The organism is bacterium (assembly GCA_022616075.1).
In the GTDB taxonomy this organism is placed as follows: Bacteria; Acidobacteriota; HRBIN11; order JAKEFK01; family JAKEFK01; genus JAKEFK01.
Map to the genome: position 1 here is coordinate 1 of JAKEFK010000327.1, position 4,734 is coordinate 4,734.

General features: G+C 47.8%; 3 protein-coding genes. 2 read left to right on the plus strand and 1 reads right to left on the minus strand.

Going from position 1 to position 4,734, the window contains the following annotated elements:
* Positions 1–205: 205 nt before the first annotated feature.
* Positions 206–2,362 (minus strand): carbohydrate binding family 9 domain-containing protein, encoded by a 2,157-nt coding sequence (locus tag L0156_25695; protein ID MCI0606392.1) that lies wholly within the window; start codon positions 2,360–2,362, stop codon positions 206–208.
* Positions 2,363–2,512: 150 nt separating this feature from the next.
* Between L0156_25695 and L0156_25700 the strand changes: the two genes are divergently transcribed.
* A complete protein-coding gene (locus tag L0156_25700; protein ID MCI0606393.1) occupies positions 2,513–3,193 on the plus strand; it encodes a response regulator transcription factor in 681 nt (226 codons plus the stop codon).
* Positions 3,190–4,563 (plus strand): ATP-binding protein, encoded by a 1,374-nt coding sequence (locus tag L0156_25705; protein MCI0606394.1) that lies wholly within the window; start codon positions 3,190–3,192, stop codon positions 4,561–4,563. Before L0156_25700 ends, L0156_25705 begins: the two co-directional genes overlap by 4 nt.
* Positions 4,564–4,734 lie beyond the last annotated feature (171 nt).

The following is a 4,734-nucleotide window of genomic DNA, read 5'->3' on the forward strand; positions in this document are numbered from 1 at the left end:
CTATGACATGGGCATACTGTCTCACAAGGTGTTTTCCATGATGGTGCTCATGGCCCTGATTACAACCTTTATGACCGGACCGCTTCTTTCACTCTTCGCAGCAAGGAAAAAGAAACCAGGAGATATGCAGGATGGGGGAGATAGACCTGATTAAATCTTCTACCAAAAAATATCTGGCCTATTCTTCCATCCGGTTTATCTCCTTCTAGCGCGACCAGGAATACGTCAGCTTGATTGAGAAACGTTGTTGACGCGTGAGGACTGGATTCCCGGCTTCCAGCGTGCTGAATTGATTTCCGATCGTATAAATTACAAACAAATCACTATCCGGCCGGTAACTGTAGCGCAAACGAAAATTTGCGCTCACTGGATTTTTGTCAATCGAATTCACTTGAGTAACTATGGATGTTGTAAGGAAACGATTGAACGAATAACTCAAGGTAACTGAACCAACATAGACATTAGAGGTTTCAGGATCAAAAGTGAAACGATTCCAACCCATAGAAGCTGCGATCGAAATTTTAGCCTCCGGCCTGTATTTACCACTCAAATTGAGTTCGTTCAGCTTGCCGTTATAGAAATCTCCGAAGCTCTCCACAAGATCAAAGGTAAATCTTTTGCTGCGGTCGGACCTGTAGTGAATCTGAGGACGATCAAAGTGATAAATGCCGGATGGAATAACAACATTGCGAAAAATGTTAAACGGCCTTTCGAGGCGCTGGATGAAATTGCGTGTGAAATCAACATTGATAAATGAGCCATTGTGGAAGACCGAGATGAAGGTGGCCTGCCATTCTTGAGTTTGGAGCAATCCGGCTATGTTCTCCTGTAACTGATAGGCGCCGATAAAATGCAATTGGCGAACCGGTCCCTTGCCGGGTCTTGGAGTGAATTCCGCAGCCAGGTAATTTGTAACAAGATCCGTCCGTTCTACGAAACCAACTTCGGGGTTAAAGTTCTCTTCTACGATGCTGTGAAGGGCTTCGGCAGCAAACAAATTGCTTTCGTACGTAATTTGAATCGATCCCGCTCCGTCATTGCCTTTTAGCTGAGGTGAGAATGAGGAAGTCTTTGCATAATAACCTTGCAGATTTAGTTTTTTGAAGAAGCGAAAGTTTCCATCAATGCCAAAGGCGCGGTTATACTCGTTTTGCGAATCTCCACTCTCCTTATCAATGGCCATTGCGCCGATGTAAGAATCGGAGAAGACACGTCGCTTGGCGCGCGCTACCATGTAATTCACCCGCGGATTCTGATTGCTGTCGCGCGTGTTGGCGTCCAGAAAACCCAGCTCATAATTTCCAAGGGATCCGGTAAGCTTGGCTCCGACATCTATGGGAACCTGTATGCCTGTAACGGGATCAATGCCGATTTGGCGACTGAAGAAAAGCTGCGTGCTGTTTTTCGAACCGAATTGAAAAAAACCTCCATTCTCCAAGAAGAATTGGCGCTTTTCCGGTATGAGAATCTTGAAGGGAGTCAGGTTGAACCGGACAGGATCCACGTCGGCCTCAGCAAAATCCGTATTCATGGTGAGATTGAACACCATATCGCTGCGGAGCCCGTATTTTAGATCGAGCCCGCCCGTATTGAGGGCGTCGTTGCCAAGCTGCGGGACTTGCTCGACGCCTCCCAGAAGATAAGGTTTTACGATCAACAGCCGGCCACTCCCGATATTTTCCAGACCGTTCAACTCTCCGCCTTCTGAAACACGTTCGATTCCGTAAATTCGCAAGTAAGCCTGCCACAGGTTCTCTTCATTCTTACGGCGTATAAAGCGGCGGAAATTGATCCCAACAGTGACGTTTTCTGATGTCTTGAAATTCAAAGTGGAAAAAGGAATTGCCAGCGTTGAAGTCCACCCGTTCACAGTCGTTTGTGCGTTCGATTTCCAGATTCCATCCCAGTTGGCATCATTCACTCGACCTTCATCTGCAATCAAAGAATCAAACTGAGTTCCCAGCGGATTAACCGTGAACGTATATCCATTACGCCCATCATTGTTTGGCGAAATCAAAACCGTAAAATGATCGTCCACAGTAAAGTCAGCATCGCGGCGCAATTCGGTTGCTACGACGCTGCCTGGATTTCCATCGAAACATTGGATCCCTATATACAAAAACCGTTTATCGTAAAGTATCTTCACAACCGTTCTTTCGGTTGCCGCTTGATTTTCGAACGGTTCGCGCTGGTAAAATTCGTCAACCGTTGCTGCGATTTCCCATTGCGGGTCATTCAATGTGCCATCGATCTTGGGTTCCTGTTGCGCGCGTGTGACCGCTATTTCTTTCAGCGATAAGGCCTCCATCAAAGAAGGGGCCAGAAGCAAGAATGCCAGAAAGTAGTAATGAATCGTTTTCATTCTTTCCTCCGTATTTCGGTGCTCCAAAGTCGTTATAATTTGGAGAAAGAAAAGATTAGCGTTGCGATCTGAAAATTTCATGAAAGATCAAAGTGCGATGTTTTCATCTGATTTTCAGGTTCGTTAGCGAGCATTTTGGATATTTGCGTTATGCGAGTCCTGATTGTTGAAGATGACAAAAGAATGGCCGAGATCTTAAAAAAGGGTCTCGAGGAAGAAAATCATTCCGTGACACTTGCGTTTGATGGAGAAGAGGGGCTTGAATTCGCGGGCCTGTATGATTTCGACGTTCTGGTGCTGGATGTAATGCTGCCGCGCATGGATGGATTTGAGGTGGCGCGCCAAATGAGACAGAAAAACAATCAGACACCGATCTTGATGCTCACGGCCCGCGATACCATTCCGGACATTGTTGCGGGACTCGATCTGGGAGCGGACGATTACCTGACCAAGCCATTCGCGTTCAGCGAACTACTCGCGCGGTTGCGATCTGCTTCCCGGCACCGTTCGATTCCGCTTTCCAGCAATTTACAAGTAGCCAATCTTGAATTGGATCCTGCGAAACATCGCGTGACGCGGGGCGGGCGCGAAATCAAGTTGAGCGCCACAGAGTTTCGCCTGCTTGAGTTTCTCATGCGGCGCGCTGGAAGAGTGGTTTCACGAAGCTCCCTTGTAGAAGGCGTCTGGGGTTTTGATCGCGATATCGAAGAGAACACGCTGGATGCTTTTGTGCGGCTTTTGCGAATCAAGATTGACCGGAACCATGATAGCAAACTCATCCATACTGTGCGCGGTTTTGGTTATTGCCTTCGGGAGACTCCGGAAACATGAGAGCTTTTTCCATCAGAATTCGTCTTGCTGTCTGGTACTTCGCCGTACTTGCGGTTACATTTTGCGTTTTTAGTCTCCTTGCTTTTGAAGAAATGCGCAGAAGCATTCTGTCTGCGGTCGATGATGAATTGTCCGGTCGCGCAAAAAGTTTTGAAAAAATGTTGAACGCGCAGGGAACGCGTTCATCCAGAAATCTGATCCAGGAAGAACTGACGCGCCACGCAGGGAATGACTTAATTCAAATAAGCGACAAAGCGGGTGATTGGGTATACAGGTCCCCGGTAATGCTTCGTTATGAATCGAGCTTGCCCAAAGACCGCCAGCAAGCGCAACTCGTAACCATCGAAGCGGAGGGCGAACCACTGCGAGTTCTGAACACGAATATCAGGATTGGTCAGGAAACCTATCGCGTGCAGCTTGCAGAGCCGATCCGAGGTTATGAAAATGCCATCAAGCGTTTTGGTTTGGTGATGCTCCTCACTTTGCCGGTCTTGCTCCTGGTTGCATCACTGGGAGGGTACTGGGTGAGCCGGCGGGCTCTCGAACCAGTGGATCGAATCACGAAAGCCGCAGTTGCGATAACAGCACAATCCCTTTCCCGCAGACTGGAAGTGCCGGATCCAAACGATGAGTTACGAAGGCTTACAGAAACTCTCAACGCGATGCTGGATCGTCTGGAAAGGGCCTTCAAAAGAGTCACACGGTTTACAGCTGACGCTTCCCATGAACTGCGGACCCCTCTGGCTTATATGCGAATGATGGCAGAAGTTTCGTTGCATCGACCTCGACTGGAAGAAGAATATCGTGACATTCTCTCAAGCATCGTTGATGAAATAAAAGCAACAACAGATCTGGTGGAGCGTCTATTGTTTCTTGCGCGGGCGGATGCAGGATCCGAACTGGAGAAGACACAACTTGATTTGTCAGAAATCGCTTTCGAGGCTTCCACAGAAGCAGAAATCATGGCAAAGGCAAAACAAATCGATTTTCGTTCTCAAATGAAGAGGGTCCCTTTGTGGATCAATGGCGATCGTGAATCTTTGAAACGGCTTTGTTTGATTCTCATCGATAATGCAATCAAGTACACTCCGGCAGGTGGAGAAGTGAATCTTGCGTTAAAAATGGTTGAGAACAGCGCAAGGTTAGAGATCCAGGACACAGGAATCGGCATAGCCGCTTCCGATTTGCCTCATATATTTGAACGTTTCTATCGCGCTCACAAGGCGCGAACACGTGAATTTGGTGGCGCCGGCCTCGGTCTTGCCATCGGACGCTATATTGCGGAGGCACATGGCGGTAAGATCGAGGTGACCAGCACCCCGGGACAGGGTTCCATTTTTCGATTCCTGGTACCTCTGAAGACCGAATAGCACTGAAGTCGCTACTACCAGCAGAGCATGACCTCAATGTTGTTACGCGCGGGATCGTAGTAGCGACTTTAGTGGCGATAATATACTTGACAACTCCAATAGAGGAGAAATATGATAGCCACTGAAGTAAACAATAACGCAATCCTTTCATTACCGATTCGCAACCGACAA

Excerpts from the sequence above, each read along its gene's own strand:
- L0156_25695 (MCI0606392.1), bottom strand. The coding sequence starts at position 2,362 with ATGAAAACGATTCATTACTACTTTCTGGCATTCTTGCTTCTGGCCCCT.
- L0156_25700 (MCI0606393.1), top strand. The coding sequence starts at position 2,513 with ATGCGAGTCCTGATTGTTGAAGATGACAAAAGAATGGCCGAGATCTTA.
- L0156_25705 (MCI0606394.1), top strand. The coding sequence starts at position 3,190 with ATGAGAGCTTTTTCCATCAGAATTCGTCTTGCTGTCTGGTACTTCGCC.